23 protein-coding genes are annotated in these 22315 nt (G+C 58.3%); 17 read left to right on the top strand and 6 right to left on the bottom strand.

Annotation, left to right across the window (positions count from 1 at the left end; all coding sequences use genetic code 11):
* Positions 1-944 precede the first annotated feature (944 nt).
* Positions 945-1127: a hypothetical protein gene (locus ASD70_RS11855; RefSeq protein WP_056846534.1), complete on the top strand. Its 183-nt coding sequence runs from the start codon at positions 945-947 to the stop codon at positions 1125-1127.
* A 76-nt stretch (positions 1128-1203) separates the two neighbouring features.
* Complete coding sequence (locus ASD70_RS11850) at positions 1204-1416, top strand: hypothetical protein (protein ID WP_056846533.1); 213 nt, start codon at positions 1204-1206, stop codon at positions 1414-1416.
* 6 nt (positions 1417-1422) lie between these two features.
* Here ASD70_RS11850 and ASD70_RS11845 read toward each other — a convergent pair whose 3' ends face one another.
* Positions 1423-2055: a hypothetical protein gene (locus ASD70_RS11845; RefSeq protein WP_056846532.1), complete on the bottom strand. Its 633-nt coding sequence runs from the start codon at positions 2053-2055 to the stop codon at positions 1423-1425.
* Positions 2056-2142: 87 nt separating this feature from the next.
* Positions 2143-2892 (bottom strand): hypothetical protein, encoded by a 750-nt coding sequence (locus ASD70_RS11840; protein WP_156382919.1) that lies wholly within the window; start codon positions 2890-2892, stop codon positions 2143-2145.
* Positions 2893-3573: 681 nt separating this feature from the next.
* Here ASD70_RS11840 and ASD70_RS11830 point away from each other — a divergent pair.
* Together ASD70_RS11830 and ASD70_RS11825 are read left to right on the top strand one after the other, a co-directional pair.
* Complete coding sequence (locus ASD70_RS11830) at positions 3574-3780, top strand: hypothetical protein (RefSeq protein ID WP_046068607.1); 207 nt, start codon at positions 3574-3576, stop codon at positions 3778-3780.
* A gap of 353 nt (positions 3781-4133) precedes the next feature.
* The gene (locus ASD70_RS11825; protein ID WP_056846529.1) at positions 4134-4373 is read left to right on the top strand and encodes a hypothetical protein; all 240 of its coding nucleotides are present in this window, start codon (positions 4134-4136) and stop codon (positions 4371-4373) included.
* A gap of 583 nt (positions 4374-4956) precedes the next feature.
* Here the strand turns inward: ASD70_RS11825 and ASD70_RS11820 are convergent.
* From ASD70_RS11820 to ASD70_RS11805, 3 genes are all read right to left on the bottom strand, one after another.
* Positions 4957-5283, bottom strand: a complete 327-nt coding sequence (locus ASD70_RS11820) for a DUF2388 domain-containing protein (protein WP_046068605.1) — start codon at positions 5281-5283, stop codon at positions 4957-4959.
* 979 nt (positions 5284-6262) lie between these two features.
* Positions 6263-6826, bottom strand: coding sequence for a hypothetical protein (locus tag ASD70_RS11810; protein ID WP_056846527.1), 564 nt, complete (start codon positions 6824-6826; stop codon positions 6263-6265).
* 136 nt (positions 6827-6962) lie between these two features.
* Positions 6963-7340 carry a DUF1090 family protein gene (locus ASD70_RS11805; protein WP_046068602.1) on the bottom strand — a complete coding sequence of 126 codons (378 nt, stop codon included), beginning with the start codon at positions 7338-7340 and terminating at the stop codon, positions 6963-6965.
* Between the two features lie 223 nt (positions 7341-7563).
* Between ASD70_RS11805 and ASD70_RS29130 the strand changes: the two genes are divergently transcribed.
* The 5 genes from ASD70_RS29130 to ASD70_RS11785 all read left to right on the top strand — a co-directional run bounded on the left by ASD70_RS29130 (position 7564) and on the right by ASD70_RS11785 (position 11600).
* The gene (locus tag ASD70_RS29130; RefSeq protein ID WP_164484442.1) at positions 7564-7725 is read left to right on the top strand and encodes a hypothetical protein; all 162 of its coding nucleotides are present in this window, start codon (positions 7564-7566) and stop codon (positions 7723-7725) included.
* A 5-nt stretch (positions 7726-7730) separates the two neighbouring features.
* Positions 7731-8048 carry a hypothetical protein gene (locus tag ASD70_RS11800; RefSeq protein ID WP_046068601.1) on the top strand — a complete coding sequence of 106 codons (318 nt, stop codon included), beginning with the start codon at positions 7731-7733 and terminating at the stop codon, positions 8046-8048.
* A gap of 152 nt (positions 8049-8200) precedes the next feature.
* On the top strand, positions 8201-8941 hold the full coding sequence (locus tag ASD70_RS11795; protein ID WP_056846526.1) for a hypothetical protein: 741 nt from the start codon (positions 8201-8203) through the stop codon (positions 8939-8941).
* Positions 8942-9083: 142 nt separating this feature from the next.
* The gene (locus ASD70_RS11790; RefSeq protein WP_046068599.1) at positions 9084-9353 is read left to right on the top strand and encodes a hypothetical protein; all 270 of its coding nucleotides are present in this window, start codon (positions 9084-9086) and stop codon (positions 9351-9353) included.
* Between the two features lie 135 nt (positions 9354-9488).
* A complete protein-coding gene (locus ASD70_RS11785) occupies positions 9489-11600 on the top strand; it encodes a TonB-dependent receptor family protein (RefSeq protein WP_056846525.1) in 2112 nt (703 codons plus the stop codon).
* A 1-nt stretch (position 11601) separates the two neighbouring features.
* On the opposite strand, the gene ASD70_RS11780 is transcribed toward ASD70_RS11785, so the two are convergent.
* Positions 11602-13422 carry a sigma-54-dependent Fis family transcriptional regulator gene (locus ASD70_RS11780; protein ID WP_056846524.1) on the bottom strand — a complete coding sequence of 607 codons (1821 nt, stop codon included), beginning with the start codon at positions 13420-13422 and terminating at the stop codon, positions 11602-11604.
* Positions 13423-13774: 352 nt separating this feature from the next.
* On the opposite strand from ASD70_RS11780, the gene ASD70_RS11775 reads away from it, so the two are divergent.
* From ASD70_RS11775 to ASD70_RS11740, 8 genes are all read left to right on the top strand, one after another.
* Complete coding sequence (locus ASD70_RS11775; protein WP_043046713.1) at positions 13775-14869, top strand: ABC transporter ATP-binding protein; 1095 nt, start codon at positions 13775-13777, stop codon at positions 14867-14869.
* Positions 14869-15966 (top strand): ABC transporter ATP-binding protein, encoded by a 1098-nt coding sequence (locus ASD70_RS11770; protein ID WP_056846523.1) that lies wholly within the window; start codon positions 14869-14871, stop codon positions 15964-15966. Before ASD70_RS11775 ends, ASD70_RS11770 begins: the two co-directional genes overlap by 1 nt.
* Positions 15963-16829, top strand: coding sequence for a carbohydrate ABC transporter permease (locus ASD70_RS11765; protein ID WP_056846522.1), 867 nt, complete (start codon positions 15963-15965; stop codon positions 16827-16829). The genes ASD70_RS11770 and ASD70_RS11765 overlap by 4 nt, the downstream gene beginning before the upstream one ends.
* 10 nt (positions 16830-16839) lie before the next feature.
* Positions 16840-17640 carry a carbohydrate ABC transporter permease gene (locus tag ASD70_RS11760; RefSeq protein ID WP_005789022.1) on the top strand — a complete coding sequence of 267 codons (801 nt, stop codon included), beginning with the start codon at positions 16840-16842 and terminating at the stop codon, positions 17638-17640.
* An 11-nt stretch (positions 17641-17651) separates the two neighbouring features.
* The gene (locus ASD70_RS11755) at positions 17652-17924 is read left to right on the top strand and encodes a DUF2160 domain-containing protein (RefSeq protein WP_005789020.1); all 273 of its coding nucleotides are present in this window, start codon (positions 17652-17654) and stop codon (positions 17922-17924) included.
* A gap of 32 nt (positions 17925-17956) precedes the next feature.
* Complete coding sequence (locus ASD70_RS11750) at positions 17957-19699, top strand: ABC transporter substrate-binding protein (RefSeq protein WP_003192009.1); 1743 nt, start codon at positions 17957-17959, stop codon at positions 19697-19699.
* Between the two features lie 278 nt (positions 19700-19977).
* Complete coding sequence (locus ASD70_RS11745; RefSeq protein WP_056846521.1) at positions 19978-21357, top strand: iron-containing redox enzyme family protein; 1380 nt, start codon at positions 19978-19980, stop codon at positions 21355-21357.
* 11 nt (positions 21358-21368) lie between these two features.
* Complete coding sequence (locus ASD70_RS11740; protein WP_056846520.1) at positions 21369-22313, top strand: methyltransferase; 945 nt, start codon at positions 21369-21371, stop codon at positions 22311-22313.
* Positions 22314-22315 lie beyond the last annotated feature (2 nt).

Genomic DNA, 22315 nt, shown 5'->3' with positions numbered 1-22315 from the left:
GGCCCGCTGCCATGATGATCTGCGACACCTTTTCGGTAACCACAAAAGGTGTTGTTCATGCCATTGAACCCGTCTAGCGATACTGGCTCTTCTGGAGCGGATGCGCGGGCTATATCGACAACTCCCTGAGCTTGCGCTCCGTTGCCCTATCAAACTGAAGGATAAGTACCTCGCCTTGCTCTTCTGTGATTGCGCCTACGCATGTCAGGCCGATCACGAAGCCATGAGCTTTCGCACCGTATTTAACAGCCAGTATCATTGATCCAGCAGTCTCTATCTCTCTGAGAATTTTTTCTGCAGGACGTTGCGCTGCGACTGGCAAGTCGAAACTGTCACTGGTCGTCATCGACTCCACACACAAGGTTCTGAGGCTTTATGCCACGCGGGGCTTTTAGCCCTCTAAAAAATCATGACTGCCCCGGTAAGGCGGGGTTCAAAAAATGAAATGGTACGGCTGACGAGCTCAGACTGGCAAAAAATATTCGTCGCCCGCCAGCCGCTTCTGCGCAGCTTTGGCCGATCGTTCCTGAGCAGTCTTGGCCATGGCCTACCTCTTCGATTTCATATGCTGGCAAATCAAGCCATGTCTGACGGCGACGTTGTCGCACCTGGTTATTGATGCGCCTCATGGGGGGCGGCGAACTTGAAGCCGTTCTCCTGAGCGATCAGCGTCACGCGCTTGATGTGAGTGCCCAGGTTCTTTGCTGCCATGTTGTAATGCCTTCGACTGCGTTTGCTCGTACATTAGCTGCCAGAATGGTCGTGTCCTCGTTTGTGTTGGGCAACAACCGCCGAGAGGAACGGCTCGAGCTTGTGTCGCGGCCTTGATGCCGCTGCACACAGAACCGTATGTGATATCGGACATATGGGAACCTCGTCGGCTGGCTTGATGTTGATTTTAGGAGTATTGGTATTTGAATAACTCATCCAGGCAGGAGGCCTATATGAGACTGCAAAGCGATATTGATGCACTCGCAGCAATCGAAGAGGACGCGCGTGCGATGCTGAGGCGGATAGGGATTCCAAACGACATGCAAAAGCTTGAAGTCCTGATCTGCTTGCGGGAAATAATTGATCTTGCCAGCTATAACCAGGAGGTGGACGAGTACTCGTGGCTACCGGCTTGATAGTGATCGAACGGCACAGCTGTTTGGTATGAAGTATTACGTGTTACCGGCATGGAGCCAAATCAAGGAGGTATGTATGCGTGATGACAACTACGAAGCAGGCCTTCTCGAGCTTCAAATCGCAAAGGACGAAGCTGAGGCAGCGGCGGAAGATTTCTACGAGAAATACTGGCCGTTCCAGACTGACGAGATAGCCGCTCAGTACGGGGAGTTGCAGTTCACGGCGGTTATCATGTTCGCCGAGTTTGAACAATTCGCGCAGCCGGGCAGCGCCAAGCGTTCACGTTGATGCTCCTCAAGGCGTGTTGCTTGTTCCGCAGTTCCGACAGTCTTCCCGGTAGCGCTGCGCGTCGCTTATGAACCGACCGCAACCATCGCAGTTAAACATCATCATTCGCGGCTTTTGCGGCTTGGCCAGTTTTATGCCGGTGCCACGCAAGGCCTCCTTGATGTTCACGTCGTCTCGCTCAACCAGCCTTCGGGCGAACTTATCGATGTATGGCTTGGGCCACACTATGGCGCCTGTTGAGCCAAGCTTGCCTATCCAGGTGATGGTGTGAGCCTTCGGTACTACGACTGCCTTCGAGAGATCGCTCGTGAATACTCCGTCCTCACAAAGCCAAATCAGGTTGTTGCCGTTCCAGCACTGCGGCTTCTGGATGTAAAACTCGGCTGCGTCAGGGTGTTGGTCCAGCGCCTCACTCAACGTGACATTCTGGCAATCGACACCGACTCGCGCCCGGGCGTCGACATAGGCCTTGGGCCAAGGGATGTCGGTGTCGCGGTGATCGCAAGCGCCTTTACGGGTGAACACCTGGGCCTTTGCCAAGTCGGTGACATATCCGGAGCCGCCAAAGCCCCAGAACGACAACCCATCGCCGACGTAGGCGTGGCTGCGGCTGTCTTGCAGGTAGAACTGGTCGTCCATCGATTATCTCCAGTCAGGCGCCGCCCTCCGTTGGCCGGTGGTGGCAATTTGGTTTGGGGTATTACGGGTGACCGGCATGGAGCCGGATCAGGCGGCCTGAGAAATCGGCACGGCCTTCAGGTCGTCTTTTTCGTCAGCGTCGCCCAGATAAGGCTTCAACTCCGCGCGGGTGTACTTGCCAGCCCTGATCGTGTCACTGGTATATCCGCTGTAATTGGGACGGAAATAGACCCCGTCTTTCATGTTGAGGATCATGAACAATGGCTCAGGCTCAGGGAAAAGAACCTTGCGCAAAACCTCGGCCCGCCGATAGTTCATCCCGGCCACTGCTCTGGCCCTCATGTCTTCCAAGCGCTGGCGGCGGGCCCGCTCGTTTTTCTTGGTCCTGATGTCTGCCGGCCGGTCAACAAATAGCTCAAAGCACGCCTTGTTGGTGTATCCGTATTTGCCGTAAGCCACCCACCACATGTTGTTGATGTTCACGAACGCGGTGCCCTGGTACCAGCGGCCTTTGTGGTCAGTCGTCCAAACCTTCGAGCCATGCTGAATGGTTTTCTTGTCGCCTGATAGCGAGTTGTAATCGGCAGCGGGAATGTTTGGCGGACGGAAGCGGCGCTTGCTTACATAGTCGGCATTGATCCACTCGATGTTGGTCAAGTCGCCTAAACCGCACTTCCGATCTGACGCCTTGAACGTGTAGCCCGTGAAGACATTGCACAGATAGTCACGAATGCGTGTGCGGTTATGCTGCATTTCCAGGCGAGCCAGGTACCGCATGTGCTTTTCTTTGTCGCTTTGGTACCGCCCGCTATGATCAGCGCGATCCGGCGTGTTCACGGCCTGGAAGAACTCCAGTTCAATGCTGCGACCGCGGATCTTGAGGTCGGCTTGCAGATCGCCTTACACGCAATGGTGAGCTATCAGGTGGGCAGCAACGCTGAGGGGCACCGATCTTTCAGCACCAGGGGGGCGAAGTTGTTCGTCGTGGATTAACGCTGGGATAGACCGCTATTGGCCCAGGGTTCCGGTGGTGTTGAGGACGATAGCCAGAAGATAATGCCGCAATCAAAAAACCACAGCAGGTGCGCTGGCCTCGTACATGTCGTTGCTCATGGATTATGTGCATTCAGGCGCCGCTCTTCGTGATCGCGGATGGTGGCGCAAAGGTTGATAAGGTTACGATGTGAGGAAATCTACAATTTCATTTTTATCAGGGAGACGAAAAAATGTTCCACAGGTACGTGCGCCCAGTTGGCTATGGGTTGGTGGTAGTAGGGACGATCTCGCTACTATTTTCGGCGTTTGAGTTGTTTGCTGGAAGAGATTCTCTGTTCGCCGTGGCTAAATCAGCAGCGTTTGTTCTTGTTGGTGTTTGGGTGATCAAGAGCTCGGTAAAGCCCTAGTTACATGCTCACGTAGCAATCATAAGCAGTTGTCGCCCTTCGGTTACCGGATGCAGCATGGCAGACAAAAGGTGTCTAAGTTAGGATTGCCGCATTTTTCAAGGAAGGAAGCGCAATGAATAAACTCAAGGCTATGAACGCGGCGGCAAGTCGTTTTTTAAGCCAATTTTCTCGTAAGCAGTTTTTCTTGGCATTCGCCGTAATCACCGCAGCCAACTACTGGTTGGCCTATAACGTTTCCGGCTATAAGTCTGTCTATCTGGCCATGGTCGGGGGCTTTTTCTTCGGCATGATGTTCGCGAAATTCGAGCCCAATAAGTAGGTTCGAATCAAATTTCAGCCTGGCTGATTCACTCGTCTTCACCGTTGTGTTCGGTGTTCATTCGCAGGGGGTTGGCAAAGTCTGTTTGCCCTAATTTGCGGGTGTAACGTTGGCCATGGCCGGTGCCCGCCCCATATTCATGGTCACGTATTGGCAGCCAGTGGATACCTGTCTATTGCTAGGCCGGCACTCAAACCTCAGGCAATTTATGACGAGATCTGCGGGTGATGCAGTGTTTCATTCGAGGCTGATCGTGGAACAGCATGCTTGGGATGACGATTTTGTTGTACAGGCAAGAATTTTTCGTATAGGAAAATGTCTACGGCTCATGTTTTGCACAGGTGCTTAGGGCCATGACCAGTAACGACGACTTCCGATTCGAAGCGCACAAACGTCTGCTCGAACTCGACGCAGCCATAAGTGATCTGATGATGCTTGTAGTTGCGGGAAAAATTGGCGGTGTAGAGTGGAGCGGCGCAAATGCACGCTACGACGCTGCTCACTCAGCGTGGACGCATTTTCTGAAGCCTAAAGTGGATGATCAGGCCTCTCCACCGCTTGGCTGCCTCAGTCCAAGGCACGTGGATCAGTGACATCGAGCCTCACGGAAACAGAAAATTTCCTGCGCTCTGTACTATTTTCCTCCCCAATCCAGTCGCATAATTGCCGCCTTAACATCGGGGCGCTTACATGAGAAACAGGGGTAAGGTTTTCTGGGACTGGGCTGATCCCGCCCTTCATACTCGATCCGTAGATGAGCGGCAGCCTGATGGCACGCTTCTAAACGTCCAAGTCCGAATGTCGCTTCTCGGCAGAACGGAGTTGTTCATAGGGGTCTACGGAGTTGATGGGAAGATGCTTTTTGAGGAGGCGCCCGATTCATTGCCGGGAGAAACGATGACAAACGCTCTGGCGAGGGGGCTCGATAGGGCTAGGTTAAATGCCCCACTGGCCACCCAATCAATTTCGACCCGAAAACCCGAGAATTCGCCAAGGGCTGGCTCCCGGCGATTCCGCAAGAGCATTAGCGGCTGACTTTGAACGGGAAGGGATCACAGGTTCTGTGGGCCGAGTACGGATGCGCTCTTACAGAATGGGCACCGGCAGCAGGCGGGGAGTTGGATTAGGTCGAGGCACCCGCCGCTGATTGCAGGGAGGATAGGTTAACGGTCGGTATCAGTATGTAGTCGCAATCGCCTGGGCGAGTTGCATATCGGACATGAGGGGCGATCTATAAGTTGAGCGATAATGCCGGGATGCTTGCTCAAACTGCGCACCGCGAATCTCGCCATTCGAGCCTATGTAGGCAAGAGCATCGGTTTTGGCTGATTTGAAAAGCTCTGGCGGTTCGGTCGTGAGAGACGTCGTTGCCCCAATCAGAATAGTTGGCAGGAACGTCGTGATCATCAGACCTTTATCGAAAGGGTTGGCATTTTCCGCCGCTACTACCTGGTTGCCGATCAACGTCATCACGACGATTACAACAGTCTTCCATGAGTCCATTCTTTGATGCTTGCGTTGCGGTATGAGGGCGCCACCATAGCAGAGTGGGGGATCACTAGAAACAAGAAGGCCGGCGCTGGGCCGGGGGCGCAAATCGTCCGTTCTTGAAAGAACACCTCCGATAAAACGAGATATGGTTACGAAGAATGTACTCATCTTCTTCGCAACCAAGGACGGTGATCATAAATTTCAAATATCTGTTGCCCCTGTTCCTGCTTGCCGGTTGCGTCTCACAACCCAATCATCGAGGGGTTGATTGGGGTGACGGCTCCTGCCCCAGGCCTGCTCCAGAAGACATCTCCGCCACCCATCACCTGATCATCCAGGATGGCAAAACCCTGAAGTGCCAAATCCGTCCATATGTATCGAACATGGCATGCCAAGGAATTGTCGACGGAGAAACTGAGGGCGTTGTTTGTCAGGACTCTGGGGGCAACCAGATGATTTTTCTTTTTGATAAGAAAGGGGTGCTGTCTACGCATCGCAGTATGAAGTCAGGTTAGGGCGTTTTTCCGTGAGGGTGAACCAAGCTGTGTTCGGGAGTATCTGAGACCCTTGCATTTCAGCCTTTGGCCTTCAGTGGCCCGAGGCTGCTGGCCCCGTCTCGTCGCAAGTGGTACTGGCACTGTCTGACGCCTGGCTCAAGCACACCATCGCCCAAATGTGGGAGGGGGCTTGCTCCCGATGGGCAGTGGGTCAGTATCAGATGTGCTGACTGACCCTCCGCCATCGGGAGCAAGCCCCCTCCCACAGTTTGATTGCATTTGTACCCCAGCCGAGTACGTCAGGAACCTGGCATTCAAACGCATCTACAGGCTCCATCGTTGCTGCATGCTCCTTGTGCGGCATCGGACGCAGGGAACACGATGAAGAGCGCACCATTCAATATACCAACCAGCGCCGCCGCTTTTGTAGCGTTCGGGATCAAGCTGGCTTCTGTGCAAGGTAATTTGGTTTCATGAACACCGACTGATTCGGTTCAGCAGTTGAACACCGGCGCATAACGCTCTTCGCGCTTTTTGAAGTGAATCGGCGCCATGGGGACTTTTTCACCGTTGACGAAGATATCCGGAAAGGTCAGCGTGAAGTCGTCCATATCGCCTTTACCCAAAGGTGTGCCTTTAATCGAGGACGTGGATATTTGCTTGGGGTCGAACCCAGTTTTCAACTGCTCGATACTGACCTGATAGCTCTGCCCCGAAGCCAGTTTCACGGTTACGTCAGGCGAGGCCGCACTTACCCAAAGTGACGTGGCGGGGTTGCCCAGATGCGGTTTATACAGGCGACCGAACAGGCGAAGTTCTGTGTCGGTAGCCCTCACCTTACCCGGCCAACTGAGTGTCCCCGGTGGGGCCACATACACCAGCACGCGAACCCAGTTGAGTTCTTCGGACAATGGCGTAAAACTGATTGCGGCGTGTGCACCCGGGCAGGTTCGTGAAAGCAGGGCGTTCTGGCCCACCGACGATTCCGGGTGCAGATAAGGCCCCGTGCTGCACCCCGCGACCAGTGCCATTAGCGAACACAGCAGGTATTTGTTCATCGCGCAATTTCCTTTGCTATCTGGGTATCGCGTGCATTAAAGCATTTATATCGCGCTGGGCCGTGCACGGCAGATAACTAACGGGCAGATGAAAAAAAGCCCGCAACCGCGGGCTCTTCTTACATCACTGTGCGGCTTACTTAAACAGTCCACCAATCGCATTAATCGCATCCGCAGCCTTGTTCACGTTTTGCTGGCGTTGACTGCTGGTATCCACCTGCGCCTGGGCATTGTAGCTACCGTTGGCGCAGCTTTTATTGGTCTGTGTCAGCGCTGCCTGGAAGGCCGTGGCGCGTAGGGTGTCGCCCTTGGCATTGGCCGCATTGATGTTGGCTTGCAGGTCGCGGATCTGCTGCTGGCAGGACGCGTTGTTGGCGTTAGCGGTAGTGTTCTGATTGGCGCCGCCGAGGGCCGATGACAGGGCGCCTGTCAGGGCAGACAGGTCCGCAGCATGGGCGGTCAGCGTGAACAGGCTGAGCAAGGCGGCGGCGGGTGCGAGTGTGGAAAGGCGCATGGCAAACCTCAATGTTTGATTGCCTGCGCACACGTGGGAACTCGAGCTGGCGCAGAGCAATATCCCTATAAAGTTGGCGCTCGAGTGAAGCGAGATACTATTTGCTCGGTTTTTAGCCTTCAATATCGGCATTCCATAATTGTGAATTGCTTCACGTTGCCTCTATGATCGACACGCCCGCTAGTGGGCCGCTGAGCCTCAACCCCCTGTGAAGGATACGAGCATGGACAAGTACTTCGATAATTCAGGCCTTTTCAAACGCACTTCGTATGAAGGCAATGCCTCCCTGGACGCCAGCATCACTGGCTGGGAGCTGAAAAATATCGCGCTGAATACGAAGGAATTTTTGATATGTCCAAAGAACTACTCGGAGTTTTTGCTCTAGGGTTGATGGTGATCGGGGAGTTTTGTGCAATCTACAGCGAGGTGGTAACCGCCAGGCTGGCCCACACCGGCGGCGGCTCCTGGGGAGCATTTGTGCTGCCCGTCGTGGTGATGTGTTTTGCCGGGTTTTGCCTGCTGGGCGCCTATTGGCTGGGGTACAGGGCGGTGGGTGACATCTGGATTGTCACCGTGGTCTCGGTCACGTCCTTGTTGCTACTTGAGCCAGTGGTGGTGTGGTCGCTGTTTCATGAAGCGCCAGGGCGCGGTGCGCTGGTCGGGTTTTGCCTGGGCGCCTTGGGCATGCTTGCCACGATACTGCTTTAACGCACCCGTTCATCCAGTGCCGGGTCAGATCAGCGCCTGTAGTCCTATGCTTATCTGACCCGTGCGGCTGCACTTTTTTCCATTCTGCTGATCTATCCCTGTCCCGGCTACCCGACTCCCGCGGGTAGCCCACAGAATCAGACCCGGTGCCGATGGATCGAACGTCAATTGTTTTTACCTCGCTATGGCCGCTGTTGCTGGCCTTGGTGTTCGCGCTCTGCGTAGTGGGTTGCAGCCAGCAACAAGGCCGCGATATCGCCAGGCAGTTCAGCAGCGGCAAGCCCGATGAGTTCTTCCAGACCAGCGTCGACCGCATGGCGACCCTGGGCATGCGCGACAACCTGCAAAGCCTCTACCTGCTGATGAGCAAGCTCTACCTGCGTAACCCCAGCCAGTGGCGCCAGTCGGGTTACCCGGATGCGGTGAGCGCGGCGCGGGTAATCCGTCAGGCCATCGAGAATCGTCAACCCTTGCCCGCACTGGGAGACCGGCGTGATCTGGCTGCCCTGAGTTATTCCTTGAGTCCCGACTTTCGTGGCGACCGGGTCGGTGCGTTTATCTACGCGATCGGCAGCATGCTCGTGACCGCCCACGGAGGGCGCACGCAGTTTTATGTGACTGACTCAATCAACCCGCAGTTCGTCAGCAATGCCGCACGCAATATCGAGAAGGCCACCTGGCTGCTCAGTCAACGCCAGGATGCCAACGGTGTATTGCTGCTGTTTTCCAATGAGATATCGGAAGAGGGCAGCAACCTCAGTTTCGCTGTCGAGTTCGGCAAGATCGTCGCGCGCCTCGACTTGCTCACCGAAATCCTCGATGAGCGTTACCGCCGCATCGGCCTCAATTACGCACAAAGCCTGTTGCTGATGAATTTTCTGCCGGTGCAGTGAGACGCGGCAGCGCGCATAAATAGCTCAAACGGTGCGGTGTTTCCCTTTCCACTGTAGGAAGCGGCCTATCTTGCCTCCTGCTGCTTGAAACGCGTCCCTGCGGGCAATAGCCTCGGATTTTTCTTAAACACGAGGCCCTACCTTGGGTAAACGAAAAACGGTTTGGCCCACGGATCGCGAAATACGTTTGCGGTTTATCCTCTTCGCCGTGATTGATGCCGCGACTGTCCAGGGCGTCTCTGCCGAGTTGCTGTTGCCGGCCCACAAGCTGCTGCGTGACTCGCCCACGGAAACCCAGTTGCGCGATGCGCTGGGTGAGATTCTGGCCACGGAGCAAATGTGCGGGTTCCGCTTCCCGGCAGGATCGGAGGCCGACGATCTGATGCGCGCGTTGAAGGCGCCGGACGGCTAAAACAGGTTCGATACTGTCTTGGACGCCGCCTGGTCCGTCAATAAGGCGTGACCTGACGGGCGTGCCTGCCTTCCCATCACTGTTCGCGTGGTGGGCTCGGCCTGCCACGCTCCTGAATTCCAAGGACCCGCCCCAATGCTGCTGCGTCAACCCCCGTTCCTTTTTGCCGCCCTGACCCTCAGCTCGCTGGTACAGGCCGAAGGCTTGCAATTGGCGCCGGTCGAAGTCACCACCACTGAGGCCAGCGCTGGCGAAATCGCCCAGGCGCAGCTCAACAGCGTGCCCGGCGGCACCAACTACATCGATATGAGCAGCGTGCAACAGGGGCGTGTCAGCACTAACGAAGATGTGTTCAAGTACCAGGCCGGGGTGTACGCCAAGGCGGCGAATAATGAAGGGGTGAAGTTATCCATTCGCGGCTCGGGCTTGAACCGCAGCCCGGGTGCCCATGGCTCCGGCCTTTATGAGATGTTCGACGGCCTGCCGCTGACCGGCCCGGGCGGCACCCCTTATGAACTCAAGGACCCGCTGTGGCAAAGCCGGGTGGAAGTGCTGCGGGGCGCCAATGGGTTCGATCAGGGCGCATTGGCCTTGGGCGGTTCGGTCAATTACGTCACCCACACCGGCTACGACGCGCCCAAGCTGCAAATGCGCTACGAGGTCGGCAGTCGCGGCTACGCCCAGCGCGAGGTCAGTTCCGGCCAGGTGCTGGGGGATGCCGACTACTACATCAGCCTTACCGATTCAGAGTCCGACGGCTACCAGCACCAGAGCGCCGGCACCGGCAAGGGCATTGCCGCCAACTTTGGCTACCGCTTCAACCCGGACCTGGAAACGCGTTTCTACCTGCGCTACCGCGAAACCACCAACGATTCCCCCGGCAAGCTCACGCGCTACCAGGTCAGCCATGACCCGCGTGCCGCCAACAGCGTGAATGCTGCTCGCGATTCCAAACGCCTGCAACCGGGCTCCACCTGGATCGCCAACAAGACCACCTTGCAACTGGACGACGCATCAAGGGTCGAGGTCGGGCTGGCCTATCATGACTACCCCATGGACCTGCGCGAAGGCAGCAACCGCCTGAAAGTCGCCTACACCGATATCAGCGGCACCCTCAACTACATCCGCCAGGACAGCCTGTTCGGCCATGCCAGCAAAACCACCGTCGGCTTGCGTACCACCCAGGCGCTGCCCAACAATGGCGCCTCCGAGTACGTACGCACCCCCACTGGCAATACCGCCAGCTACGCCCCCGGCACCAAGACCCGCGACTACAGCTACCTGGGGTCAGACACCGTGCTGCACATCGGCAACGACCTGGAGCTGGTCCCCGACCTATGGCTCACCACCGGCCTCGCCGCGATCTACACCCGCCGCGAAACCCAGGTGACTTACCCCGAGGGCCAGGCGCCGCTCAGTCAGCATGACTGGGACTACGCACCGCGCATCGGCCTGCGTTACGACTTCACCCCGCAATTGCAGCTGTACACCAACCTGAGCCGCTCGGTGGAGCCGCCCCATGCCTGGTCGATGATCTGGGGTTCCAACAAGTACTTCAGCACCGGACCCGCGAATGGGCTGGCACGCGAAGGCGTCAGCCTGAAGAACCAGACCGCCACCACCCTGGAAATCGGCGGGCGCGGCGAAGCCTGGCTCGGCCAGTGGGACCTGGCCCTCTACCGCTCCGAAGTACGCCACGAACTGCTCTCCGTGGAAACCCAGGCCCAGACCTCCACCAGCAATGCCGTTATCGCCGAATCCAACGCCAGCCCCACCGTGCACCAGGGTGTGGAACTGGGCCTGCTCAGCCCGTTATGGGACGGCGGCCGCAGCGGCAAGCTCGACCTGCGCCAGGCCTACACCTTCAGCGATTTCCACTACCGCGACGATGAGCGTTTCGGTGACAACACCCTGCCCGGCATCCCCAAGCACTACTACCAGGCGCAGGTGCGCTACAGCCACCCGACGGGTTTCTACACCAGCCTCAACACCGAGCATGCTTCACGGGTTGCTGTGGACTACGCCAATTCCTACTATGCCGCGGCCTACACTACCTTCGGTGCCACCTTCGGCTACGACGCACCCAAACAGGACTGGCAAGCCTGGGTCGACTTGCGCAACCTCACCAACCGTCGTTATGCCAATACCGTTACGCCGGGTTACGACGACAAGGGCATGGACGCAGCACGCTCTACCCCTGCCGATGGACGTGGTGTTTACACCGGTGTGTCTTGGAGTTGGCGTTAAATCAGCCTTCGTGCTGGCGCAGGCGTTTGTACAGGGTGTTGCGGCTTACCCCCAGTTCCCGCGCCAGGTGGGAAATATTTCCGCCCACGGCCTCAAGGCGTTGGCTCAGATCCAGGTTGTCATCCAGGCGCTCACGTGTAGACAGCGGCGCCGCCTCTTTTAGATCGACAAAAAAATCATCGGGCAGATGCTCCGCACGGATCGGCTGTTCTTCGGCCATTGCCAGCGCCACCTGTAACACGCTGCTCACCTGGCGCAAATTCCCCGGCCACGGATGTTGCTCGAACAACCCCAGCACCTCGGCACTCAGCCCGGCCCACTGGGTCGGCTCGCGGTGTTGCTGCCACAGTTGCTGGAACAACGCCTGTTTGTCAGTGCGCTCGCGCAACGCCGGCAACTCCAGGGTCAGGCCGCCGATGCGGTAGTACAAATCCTCACGAAAACGCCCGGCCTGCACCAGCTCACGCAGGGCCCGGTTGGTCGCCGAGATGATGCGCAAGTCCACCGGGAACACCTCGCTGCTGCCCACCGGTTGCACGCAGCGCTCTTGCAACACCCGCAACAGCCGGGCCTGGGTCGGCAATGGCATATCGCCAATCTCATCGAGAAACAGCGTGCCCTTGTCCGCCTTGCGGATCAGACCGATGCTGCCTTTCTGATTGGCGCCGGTGAAGGCGCCTTTTTCATAGCCGAACAGTTCCGATTCCACCAACTCAGCGGGAATCGCCGCACAGTTCACCGCGATAAACGCCTGGCGGCTGCGGGAACTGGCCTGATGCAGGGCCTTGACGAACACCTCTTTGCCCACCCCGGTCTCGCCGTGGATCAGCAACGGAATGTCCTTTTCCAACAGGCGCTCGGCCTGGCGCACGGCTTTTTCCACCCGTGCATCGCCAAAATGCAGGGTCTTGAGGTTGATCGAGGTCGGGGTTGGCGGCGGCGTCGGTTCATTGAACACCCGCGCTTGCACCGGCAGCTGCTTGGGCCGCTTCAACAGGCACTGGAACCGATTGCGTCCCGCGGCCTGCAGCGAGAACGGCAAGCCCTCCGGCTGGTTGAGCAGCTCCAGCAGCGAGACCTTGAACAAACGGTCGATCATCACCCGCGACAGGCTGATACCCAGCAGGTTGTCCGCACGCCGGTTGGCCGACAGCACCTGGCCGCTTTCATCGAAGATCAACAGGCCGGCCCACTGACTGTCGAGATTGCTCAAGCCGGTGTTGAACGTCAGTTGGAAATGTTCGCCGCGGAACAGGTTGAGGATCAGCCGGTTTTCCACGGTCTGGCTCATCATCTTGACCATGCCCAGGGTGTGGGAGGGCGGCAGGTAGCTGTCGCTGGACACATCCAGCACCGCGATGATTTCGCGCTGTGCATCGAAAATGGGGGCGGCCGAGCCGGTCATGAAGCGGTTGGCCTTGAGAAAGTGTTCATCGTGTTCGATATGCACCGCCTGGGCGCAAGCCAGCGCGGTGCCAATGGCATTGGTGCCGCTGGAACGCTCCTTCCAGCTGGCGCCAGGGCTGAAACCACGGGCCAGCTTGGGCTCGATAAAGCGCTGGGTGCCCCACGAGGTCAGCACCTGGCCCTGGTTGTCGGCCAGCATGATCAGGCAGTTGGAATTGCTGAGGATGTTCTCGTAGTAGGGCAGCACTTCCTGGTGGGTGGTCTGCACCAGTGAATGCTGGCTCTCCAACAGTTGGCGAATGCCTTCGGCGGGGAGTTGGTCAAAGCTGGGAGCGCTCTGGTGATCCAGGCCAAAGGCGCGGCAACGGCGCCAGGAATCCTGGATTAGGGTGTCGTGAGCCAGGGGTTCGGCCATGGTGCGACCTTCATTTTTATTGTTATTGGATGTGCACAATCTAACGGATCTAACCAGATCAATGTGGGAGGGGGCTTGCTCCCGATAGCGGTATATCAGTGAAAAAAATGCTGACTGATACACCGCTATCGGGAGCAAGCCCCCTCCCACATTTTTATCCTCTGTTGGTCATGAGAGTGTTGTTCAGAACTGTTCATTGTCAACCCCGAAAGTGTTCAGTTGTTCAGCCACTTTGTTCACTCCTGAACATCACCATTAACCCATTCCCTTACGTATCAAGCGCTTGCAGTTTTGGCACGAAACTCGCTCTGACGACTCGCCAGATTCATTCCAATAATAAAAAGGTCGTGTCATGTCATTGACCCTGGAACATGTCTCCCGCGTTGTCGACGGCCAAACCTGGATCGACGACGCCAACCTGCGTTTCGAAGCCGGTTCGTTCAACGTCTTGCTCGGTCGCACGCTGTCCGGCAAGACCAGCCTGATGCGCCTGATGGCCGGCCTGGACAAGCCCGACAGCGGGCGCATCCTGATGAACGGCGTGGACGTCACGCAAAAACCGGTGCGCCTGCGCAATGTGTCGATGGTCTACCAGCAGTTCATTAATTACCCGACCATGACCGTGTTCGAAAACATCGCCTCGCCGTTGCGCCAGGCCGGTGTGTCCAATGAGCTGATCCAGAGCAAGGTGCTGGAAACCGCCAGGATGCTGCGCATCGAGAAGTTCCTGCAACGCCACCCGCTGGAACTGTCCGGCGGTCAGCAGCAACGCACTGCCATGGCCCGTGCCTTGGTCAAAGATGCTGAACTGATTCTGTTCGATGAGCCGCTGGTCAACCTGGACTACAAACTGCGCGAAGAGCTGCGTCAGGAAATGCGCGAGCTGTTCAAGGCGCGCCATACCATTGCCATCTATGCCACCACCGAACCCAACGAAGCCCTGGCCCTGGGGGGCACCACTACCATTCTTCACGAGGGCCGCGTGATCCAGAGCGGCAAGGCCGCCGAGGTCTATCACCAACCGCAGACCGTGCTCGCCGCCGAGCTGTTCTCCGAGCCGCCGATCAACCTGATGCCCGGGCGCATCAGTGGCAATGAGGTCAGCTTTGCCAACTTCGTGCATTTCCCGCTCAACGTCGACCTGCGTCCCATCGGCGAAGGCGAATTTCGCTTTGGTGTGCGCCCCAGCCATATCAGCCTGGTGCCGAGCAACGACGATGACCTGGAGTTGGCCGTGACCGTGGAAGTCGCCGAGATCAGCGGCTCGGAAACCTTCCTGCATGTACGCAGCGAACATTTCCTGCTGGTGCTGCACCTGCCGGGGGTGCACGAGTACGACGTCGACGCGCCGATCCGCGTGTATATCCCCACCCATAAACTGTTTGTGTTCGATGGCCAGGGCCGTTTGGTCCAGGCCCCCGGGCGCCGTATCGCGAGGGTTGCCTGATGGCCGAGATCCATTTGCGTAACCTTGCCCATAGCTATAGTCCTACGCCAGCGGGGCCTGAGGACTATGCCATTCGGGAAATGAACCACGTATGGGAGCAGGGCGGCGCCTACGCCTTGCTCGGGCCATCGGGCTGCGGCAAGTCCACGTTGCTCAATATCATCTCCGGCCTGCTCAGCCCCTCTGAGGGCCAGGTGCTGTTCGACACCCAGGTGGTCAACGACCTGACCCCGGAGAAACGCAATATCGCCCAGGTGTTCCAGTTCCCGGTGGTGTACGACACCATGACGGTGTTCGACAACCTGGCCTTCCCGCTGCGAAACCAGGGCATGGCCGAGGCGAAAATCCACAGCAAGGTGCAGGAAATTGCCGAAGTCCTCGACCTGCAAAACCTGCTGAGCAAAAAAGCCCGCAACCTCACCGCCGACGAAAAACAGAAAGTCTCCATGGGCCGTGGCCTGGTGCGCGATGACGTCTCGGCGATCCTGTTCGACGAGCCGTTGACCGTGATCGACCCGCACCTGAAATGGAAACTGCGGCGCAAGCTCAAGCAGATCCACGAGCAGTTCAATATCACCATGGTCTACGTCACCCATGATCAACTGGAAGCTTCCACCTTCGCCGACAAGATCGCGGTGATGTACGGCGGGCAGATCGTGCAGTTCGGCACTCCGCGTGAATTGTTCGAGCGGCCGAGCCATACCTTTGTCGGTTATTTCATCGGCAGTCCCGGGATGAATCTGATTGAGGTGCAGGCCAAGCCCGGCGGCGTCGGCTTTGCCGGCACGCTGCTGCCGTTGTCCGAAGCGTTGCAACAACGTATCAGCGCCACCGACTACCAAAAGCTGCAGGTAGGCATCCGCCCGGAATTTATCCACGTATGGGACGAGTACAACCCTGACGCCCTGCAAGCCGAAATCGTGCATGTGGAAGACCTCGGCACCTACAAGATCATGACCCTCAACCTCGACGGCGCGCCGCTGAAAGTGCGCCTGGCTGAAGACAAGCCAGTGCCGGAGGGCAGGGCGTCGATCAGCTTCCCCGCGCAATGGCTGATGCTCTACGCCGACGATTACCTGCTGGAGGTGGCGCCATGAACAAGGTGCAGAACAACAAGGCCTGGTGGCTGGTGTTGCCGGTGTTCCTGCTGGTGGCGTTCAGTGCGGTGATCCCGATGATGACCGTGATCAATTACTCGGTGCAGGATATTTTCGACCAGTCCAGCCGCTACTTCGTCGGGGCCGACTGGTACAAGCAGGTGCTGCTCGATCCGCGCCTGCACGACTCGTTGCTGCGCCAGTTCATCTACTCGGCCTGTGTGCTGCTGATTGAAATCCCGCTGGGCATCGCCATCGCCTTGACCATGCCGACCAAAGGACGCTGGTCATCACTGGTGCTGATTATCCTCGCCATTCCGCTGCTGATTCCATGGAACGTGGTCGGCACCATCTGGCAGATCTTTGGCCGTGCCGACATCGGCCTGCTGGGTTCGACCCTCAACGCCATGGGCATCAGCTACAACTATGCGGCTAACACCATGGACGCCTGGGTCACCGTGCTGGTGATGGACGTATGGCACTGGACCTCGTTGGTGGCGCTGTTGTGCTACTCAGGTTTAAGGGCCATTCCGGACGTCTACTACCAGGCCGCGCGGATTGATCGTGCATCGGCCTGGGCAGTGTTCCGACATATCCAGTTGCCGAAGATGAAAAGCGTGCTGTTGATCGCGGTGATGCTGCGCTTCATGGACAGTTTCATGATCTACACCGAGCCTTTCGTACTCACGGGGGGCGGGCCGGGGAACGCCACCACCTTCTTGAGTCAGACGCTCACCCAGATGGCCGTAGGCCAATTCGACCTGGGCCCGGCAGCGGCGTTTTCGCTGGTGTATTTCCTGATCATCCTGTTGGTGTCCTGGCTGTTCTACACCGCCATGACCCATTCCGACGCCAACCGCTGAGGCCGCCAACATGAGCAAGCGCAAGCTTATTCCGTTACTGATTTATATCCTGTTCCTGCTGGTGCCGATCTACTGGCTGTTGAACATGTCGTTCAAGAGCAACACCGAAATCCTCGGCGGCCTGACCCTGTTTCCCCAGGAGTTCACCCTGGCCAACTACAAAGTGATCTTCACCGACCCGAGTTGGTACACCGGCTACCTCAACTCGCTGTACTACGTGAGCCTGAACACGGTGATCTCTCTGAGCGTGGCGCTGCCGGCAGCCTATGCGTTCTCGCGCTACCGCTTCCTGGGTGACAAGCACCTGTTCTTCTGGCTGCTGACCAACCGCATGGCGCCGCCGGCGGTGTTTCTGCTGCCGTTTTTCCAGCTGTATTCCTCCATCGGCCTGTTCGATACGCACATCGCCGTGGCCCTGGCTCACTGCCTGTTCAACGTGCCGTTGGCGGTGTGGATCCTTGAAGGCTTCATGTCCGGCGTGCCCAAGGAAATCGACGAAACCGCCTACATCGATGGCTATAGTTTTCCCAAGTTCTTTGTGAAGATTTTTATCCCGCTGATTGGCTCCGGCATCGGCGTCACGGCGTTTTTCTGCTTTATGTTTTCCTGGGTCGAGCTGCTGTTGGCGCGCACCTTGACCTCAGTCAACGCCAAGCCCATCGCGGCGGTGATGACCCGTACGGTCTCTGCCTCGGGCATTGACTGGGGCGTGCTGGCAGCGGCGGGGGTGTTGACGATCCTGCCGGGCATGCTGGTGATCTGGTTTGTTCGCAACCACGTGGCCAAGGGCTTCGCCCTGGGCCGGGTCTAGAGGAATCGATGATGGAATGGATGGCCTGGACCACCCCCACTGCGCTGTTCTTTGGCGGCATCGCGCTGATCCTGGCGGGCATGACCACCTGGGAACTGCGCTCGCCGAGCATCGCCCGGCGCGGTTTTCTACCGATCAGTACCACTCGTGGTGATCGCTTGTTTATCGGACTTCTCGGCAGCGCCTACCTGCATTTGCTGGTGATCGGCGTTACCGACTGGAGCATCTGGGTGGCGTCCGCGCTCTCCCTGGTATGGCTGTTGAGTGTGATGCGTTGGGGCTAGTGCCCTTATGAATAAACAACCAGGAGGTCTCTATGTTGAATAAAAACAATAAGCTGCGACATAGCATTTCATTGGCCGCCGTACTGGCCCTCAGCGGTTTGAGCGCCTCGGCCTGGGCCGATGCTTATGAAGATGCCGCAAAAAAATGGATCGGCAGTGAGTTCAAGCCCTCCACCCTCACCGAAGCCCAGCAGCTCGAGGAGTTGAAGTGGTTTATCAAGGCGTCGGAGCCCTTCCGTGGGATGAAGATCAACGTGGTGTCGGAAACCCTTACCACCCACGAGTACGAGTCCAAGGTACTGGCCAAGGCTTTCAGTGAAATCACCGGCATCAAGCTGACCCACGACCTGCTGCAGGAAGGCGACGTGGTGGAGAAGCTGCAGACCCAGATGCAGTCCGACAAGAATATCTATGACGGCTGGGTCAACGACTCGGACCTGATCGGTACGCACTTCCGCTACGGCAAGACCGAGTCCATCACCGACCTGATGGCCAACGAAGGCAAGGACTTCACCTCGCCAACCCTGGACCTCAAGGACTTTATCGGCCTGTCCTTCACCACCGCGCCGGACGGCAAGATCTACCAGCTGCCCGACCAGCAGTTCGCCAACCTCTACTGGTTTCGCGCCGACTGGTTCGAACGCCCGGAGCTGAAAGCCAAGTTCAAGGAAAAATACGGCTACGACCTCGGCGTCCCGGTGAACTGGTCGGCCTATGAAGACATCGCCAAATTCTTCAGCGAAGACGTCAAGGAAATCGACGGCAAGCGCATCTACGGGCACATGGACTACGGCAAGAAAGACCCGTCCCTGGGCTGGCGCTTCACCGATGCGTGGTTCTCCATGGCCGGCGGCGGCGACAAGGGCTTGCCCAACGGCCTGCCGGTGGACGAGTGGGGCATTCGTGTGGAGGACTGCCACCCGGTGGGCTCCAGCGTGACCCGCGGCGGCGATACCAACGGCCCGGCGGCAGTGTTCGCCACGCAGAAATACGTGGACTGGATGAAGGCCTACGCGCCACCGGAAGCAGCCGGCATGACCTTCTCCGAATCCGGCCCGGTGCCGTCCCAGGGCAACATCGCCCAGCAGATCTTCTGGTACACCGCGTTTACCGCCGACATGGTCAAGCCGGGCTTGCCGGTGGTGAACGCCGACGGCACGCCGAAATGGCGCATGGCGCCGTCACCGGTCGGGCCTTACTGGGAAAAGGGCATGAAAAAGGGCTATCAGGACGTAGGCTCCTGGACCTTCCTCAAGTCCACCCCCGAGAAGCAGAAACTCGCGGCCTGGCTCTACGCGCAGTTCGTCACCTCGAAAACCGTGTCGCTGAAGAAAACCATCGTCGGCCTGACGCCGATTCGTGAGTCGGATATCAACTCCCAGGCCATGACCGACATGGCCCCCAAACTCGGCGGCCTGGTGGAGTTCTACCGCAGCCCGGCCCGCACCGAATGGTCGCCGACCGGCACCAACGTGCCGGACTACCCGCGTCTGGCGCAACTGTGGTGGAGCAACATCGCCGCCGCCGCCAGCGGCGAGAAAACCCCGCAACAGGCGTTGGACAACCTGGCCAAGGAGCAGGATGCGATCATGACGCGCCTGGAACGCTCCAAGGTGCAACCGGTGTGCGGCCCGAAAATGAACCCCGAGCGTGACGCGCAATACTGGTTCGACCAGCCAGGTGCGCCGAAGCCGAAACTGGCGAACGAGAAGCCCAAAGGCGAAACCGTGAACTACAACGACTTGCTCAAGCAGTGGGAGGCGGCGCGTAAATAGTTCATCAGAGTGTGCAGAATGTGGGAGGGGGCTTGCTCCCGATAGCGGTGGTTCAGTCACAGATGGAATGGCTGATACACCGCTATCGGGAGCAAGCCCCCTCCCACATTTGGACCTGCGTTGTGCCGTCAATGACCGCTTATCTACCCCAACCCAACCTCATTTGAATTTTTCGCACATCCCAATGCTCTGCTTTTTAGAAGCGCACATTTTTGAGCGCTCTTGCGGGGCCGCCTTGTGGGAGGCCCGTTGTAACGGACTTTGCGGAAACTGCCATCATGACACTCCTTACAGCGCTGTCAGGCCAGCCGGCCTCCATGACCCCATCGGCTCACGGCCCCTACCAGGAGCTTTACCAGCAGCTTTATGGGGAAACCCATGGCTGTGAAGAAGCCGCGCGCAACTTCCTGCAAGCCCAATTGGCCCTGGTGCGCGAGGCGCCCAGTGAATTGCCCCAGATGCCGGAGCAATTGCCGGCCTGGATCGAACTGCGTTGCGCGGACGTGGCCCAGGCTTACGCCGACTATCTTGAGCAACGTCAGCAAGGCCGGCCTCGGCGCTATTTCCAGAACAAGGCCCATGCGTTGTATTTCCTGCAGCGCGTGGGCCCGACCAAGCAGGTGGATGGCGCCTGGCTCAACGGCTTGCTGCGCTATTGGCAGGACCCGCGTTTTGATGGCCTGCTCACCACCTACCTGGAAGAATTGGGCGATGGCGAGGCCGCGCAGAACCATGTGGTGATCTATCGCAAATTACTCAGTGAACACGATGCCGACAGCGAAGCCGGACTGGACGATGACCACTACCTGCAAGGTGCGCTGCAACTGGCCCTGGGCCTGTGCGCTGAAGAGTTCCTGCCGGAGATCATCGGCTTCAACCTGGGCTACGAACAGTTGCCCCTGCACCTATTGATCACCGCCTACGAGCTGAGCGAACTGGGCATCGACCCCTATTACTTCACCCTCCACGTCACCATCGACAACGCCAGCAGCGGCCATGCCTGCAAGGCTGCGCAATCGGTGCTGAGCTTGTTGCCGCTGGGCGAGGGCAGGGCGGATTTCTACCGTCGCGTGGCGCAAGGGTATCGCCTCAATGATCTTGGCCCGGGCACCACGGCGGTGATCAAGCAGTTCAACCTGCAGGACGAGGTGGTCGCCATGCTTGAGCGCAAGCGCACCTTTGGCCAGCACATGCATTCGGACTACTGCCGCTTCGAAGGCAAGACCGTCAACCAGTGGCTGGCCAAGCCGGGGCAGATCGGCGATTTCCTCAAGGCCCTGGAAGACAAGGGCTGGATCAAACGCAACCAGGATCCCGCCGAGAGCCGCTTTTGGCAACTGATCGAGGGCGCCGGCGCGGCGATGTTTGGTGTGTTCAGCGGCTATGAAAAACAACTGATGCATGACTGGATCGCCGGGGACTGGATCAGCAGCCAGCGCGTGCCGCCGGTTCGTCCGGGTCGTGGCAGCCGTTTCTCCCGCGAGCAGCATCGCCCGGCGGATCCGGACACTCAGGCCCTGGTGGATTCATTGTGGAAACTGCCCGATGACCAGCAGCTCACCGCGCTGATCCCCTGGATGTCGGCGCGCCGTCACTGTACGCCCGCGGGGCTGTATGCGACCCGCCGCTTTATCCAATTGCGCGCGCGTTTGCGCTAAGGAACCTGCTCATGTCTGCACAACAATTGGCTGATCGCGCCTTGCTGAACCTGGGCCGAGGGTTGAAGGAAAGCGGTTATCGCTTTATCACGCCGACGCCCCTGACCCACGAGCGTGTCTATCGGCGATTGGCGACGCCGCTGGCGATGAATATGCGTGACGTGTTCGGCTGGTCGATGCCGTTTGACAATGAGCTGTTGCCGGAGGCGTTTCGCGAAGAGTTGCTGCAAGCCGGGGCGATCGAAAAACACGATTCTTTATGGCGCAGCACGGTGCGTTGGTCGAGCCTCGATGGGCTGCTGTTTGCCCATTCGCCATACCCCACCGTGCAAGCGGATGCGGTATTTTTCGGCCCCGACAGCTACCGTTTTGCCCAAGTGATCGAAGCCCATTTGCAACAGCGATTCGAGCCGCTCAAGCGCGCCGTGGATATCGGCTGTGGAGCCGGCGTCGGCGCCCTGGTAGTTGCCCGCGCGCGGCATGACGCCGAGGTGCTGGCGGTGGATATCAACCCCCGCGCCCTGCGAATGACTGCGGTGAATGCCGAGCTGGCCGGGCTGAATAACGTCAGCGTCTATCACAGCGATGTGCTGGCCAGCGTCGAGGGTGAATTCGACCTGATCGTCGCCAACCCTCCGTACATGAATGACGATTGCCAGCGCGCCTATCGCCACGGCGGCGGCGCGTTGGGCGAGCAGTTGTCGGTGCGCATCGTCAGTGAGTCCATCGGGCGCCTGGCCCTTGGCGGCAGTCTGGTGCTCTACACCGGCGTGGCGATGGTGGCAGGTGGTGATCCGTTCCTGGAGGCGGTCAAGCCGCTGTTGGCCAACGATGCCTATGGCTGGACCTACCGCGAATTGGACCCCGACGTCTTCGGCGAAGAACTCGAAAAACCGGGGTACGAAGGTGTGGAGCGCATCGCCGTGGTCGCGCTTACTGTCACTCGGCTGCGCTGACG

This window comes from Pseudomonas sp. Root569, assembly GCF_001427465.1.
Lineage (GTDB): Bacteria > Pseudomonadota > Gammaproteobacteria > Pseudomonadales > Pseudomonadaceae > Aquipseudomonas > Aquipseudomonas synxantha.
Note: the sequence above shows the minus strand (reverse complement) of the source record. Positions and strands in the feature narration are given on the sequence as shown.

What these genes read in the sequence shown, in the direction of transcription:
- ASD70_RS11855 (WP_056846534.1), top strand. Translation starts at nt 945, where the DNA reads ATGAGACTGCAAAGCGATATTGATGCACTCGCAGCAATCGAAGAGGAC.
- ASD70_RS11850 (WP_056846533.1), top strand. Translation starts at nt 1,204, where the DNA reads ATGCGTGATGACAACTACGAAGCAGGCCTTCTCGAGCTTCAAATCGCA.
- ASD70_RS11845 (WP_056846532.1), bottom strand. Translation starts at nt 2,055, where the DNA reads ATGGACGACCAGTTCTACCTGCAAGACAGCCGCAGCCACGCCTACGTC.
- ASD70_RS11830 (WP_046068607.1), top strand. Translation starts at nt 3,574, where the DNA reads ATGAATAAACTCAAGGCTATGAACGCGGCGGCAAGTCGTTTTTTAAGC.
- ASD70_RS11825 (WP_056846529.1), top strand. Translation starts at nt 4,134, where the DNA reads ATGACCAGTAACGACGACTTCCGATTCGAAGCGCACAAACGTCTGCTC.
- ASD70_RS11820 (WP_046068605.1), bottom strand. Translation starts at nt 5,283, where the DNA reads ATGGACTCATGGAAGACTGTTGTAATCGTCGTGATGACGTTGATCGGC.
- ASD70_RS11810 (WP_056846527.1), bottom strand. Translation starts at nt 6,826, where the DNA reads ATGAACAAATACCTGCTGTGTTCGCTAATGGCACTGGTCGCGGGGTGC.
- ASD70_RS11805 (WP_046068602.1), bottom strand. Translation starts at nt 7,340, where the DNA reads ATGCGCCTTTCCACACTCGCACCCGCCGCCGCCTTGCTCAGCCTGTTC.
- ASD70_RS29130 (WP_164484442.1), top strand. Translation starts at nt 7,564, where the DNA reads ATGGACAAGTACTTCGATAATTCAGGCCTTTTCAAACGCACTTCGTAT.
- ASD70_RS11800 (WP_046068601.1), top strand. Translation starts at nt 7,731, where the DNA reads ATGGTGATCGGGGAGTTTTGTGCAATCTACAGCGAGGTGGTAACCGCC.
- ASD70_RS11795 (WP_056846526.1), top strand. Translation starts at nt 8,201, where the DNA reads ATGGATCGAACGTCAATTGTTTTTACCTCGCTATGGCCGCTGTTGCTG.
- ASD70_RS11785 (WP_056846525.1), top strand. Translation starts at nt 9,489, where the DNA reads ATGCTGCTGCGTCAACCCCCGTTCCTTTTTGCCGCCCTGACCCTCAGC.
- ASD70_RS11780 (WP_056846524.1), bottom strand. Translation starts at nt 13,422, where the DNA reads ATGGCCGAACCCCTGGCTCACGACACCCTAATCCAGGATTCCTGGCGC.
- ASD70_RS11775 (WP_043046713.1), top strand. Translation starts at nt 13,775, where the DNA reads ATGTCATTGACCCTGGAACATGTCTCCCGCGTTGTCGACGGCCAAACC.
- ASD70_RS11770 (WP_056846523.1), top strand. Translation starts at nt 14,869, where the DNA reads ATGGCCGAGATCCATTTGCGTAACCTTGCCCATAGCTATAGTCCTACG.
- ASD70_RS11765 (WP_056846522.1), top strand. Translation starts at nt 15,963, where the DNA reads ATGAACAAGGTGCAGAACAACAAGGCCTGGTGGCTGGTGTTGCCGGTG.
- ASD70_RS11760 (WP_005789022.1), top strand. Translation starts at nt 16,840, where the DNA reads ATGAGCAAGCGCAAGCTTATTCCGTTACTGATTTATATCCTGTTCCTG.
- ASD70_RS11755 (WP_005789020.1), top strand. Translation starts at nt 17,652, where the DNA reads ATGGAATGGATGGCCTGGACCACCCCCACTGCGCTGTTCTTTGGCGGC.
- ASD70_RS11750 (WP_003192009.1), top strand. Translation starts at nt 17,957, where the DNA reads ATGTTGAATAAAAACAATAAGCTGCGACATAGCATTTCATTGGCCGCC.
- ASD70_RS11745 (WP_056846521.1), top strand. Translation starts at nt 19,978, where the DNA reads ATGACACTCCTTACAGCGCTGTCAGGCCAGCCGGCCTCCATGACCCCA.
- ASD70_RS11740 (WP_056846520.1), top strand. Translation starts at nt 21,369, where the DNA reads ATGTCTGCACAACAATTGGCTGATCGCGCCTTGCTGAACCTGGGCCGA.